The 1,033-nt window shown below is 37.3% G+C and carries 1 protein-coding gene; it reads left to right on the top strand.

Translation table 11 applies throughout. The features are described from left to right. Positions 1–326 precede the first annotated feature (326 nt). Positions 327–890, top strand: coding sequence for a hypothetical protein (locus B4Q04_RS22375; protein ID WP_088698192.1), 564 nt, complete (start codon positions 327–329; stop codon positions 888–890). The last annotated feature ends 143 nt before the right edge of the window (positions 891–1,033 follow it).

Raw genomic sequence — 1,033 nt, 5'->3', positions numbered from 1 at the left:
TCGCAGTTACCACCCTTGCGACTTACTAATGCTTCCAGACGTTACTCCAGCGCATGAGGGACTTGCACCCTCTAGATTAATTAACTACTTTTCTGTAGTTAAAAGATGCCCATACTGGGCACACACAACGTATATAGCTCATAGCTAGTTAGTTGCTTAACCGAAGTTAAAGCATATTTGGAAAGTCGCCAAATTTTTAAATTTGACGATTTTCCAATAAAAAAGATAAATAGTAAAATTTAAAAATCTGGCTTGTGCTTAATCCGAAAATAATTTTCTAATTTGCACGCTACGAGCCATATACAGAGACGTTGTGCTCAATTAAAATGACCAAACTGACAGACATATTAAAAGAAACAGTTCCTCTCCAAGAACATCCTTGGAAATGGATGTTTGAAAATGAAAATGGTCATCTACCATCAGCTGAACATCTTGACCAAATTTTCCCATTGGACTCCAAGGCTTCGAATTACCTATGGAAATTTGAGAATGAAATAAAGCTTAACACATTCGACCCTGAAACCAAGCGATATTTTAAGGACTTTGAGAAATTTAGTTTCGGTGACAACATGGACAAAGAAGTCAAAAAATGGCTTTTCAATCGACAAGTCAAATTTGACAACATTGTTTACATGACCTTTCAACCGACAGTTGCTTTTGCAATGACATGGAAAATGGCAATCCATTATTCAGCGAACTTATTCTTTGGACACGACACGACCATTTGGGACAGGACATTAAATTGGGCATTGTACTATGACCACAATGACGTATTCTATTTTGCCAAGAACAGAATCTACGATGGACAAGAAGAAAAACTAAAATTGGACAGATTAATAAAAGAAATAACTGAGCACAACAACAGTAACCGTTGCACAACCCCAAAATGATTGAAAAAATGGCTTCCATAACCGCTTTTTAAGGCGGTTTTATCTTTTAGACCACTGGCCAACCTATATTTTTTGGGTAGCCTACAAGTGAACTTTCAAGTGCTTGGGACCAGTTTTTTGCGATGCGCGGCAAAACAAAGCTT

The organism is Zobellia sp. OII3, from assembly GCF_002211465.1.
Classification (GTDB): Bacteria; Bacteroidota; Bacteroidia; order Flavobacteriales; family Flavobacteriaceae; genus Zobellia; species Zobellia galactanivorans.
This window is presented reverse-complemented; position numbering and strand designations above follow the sequence as displayed.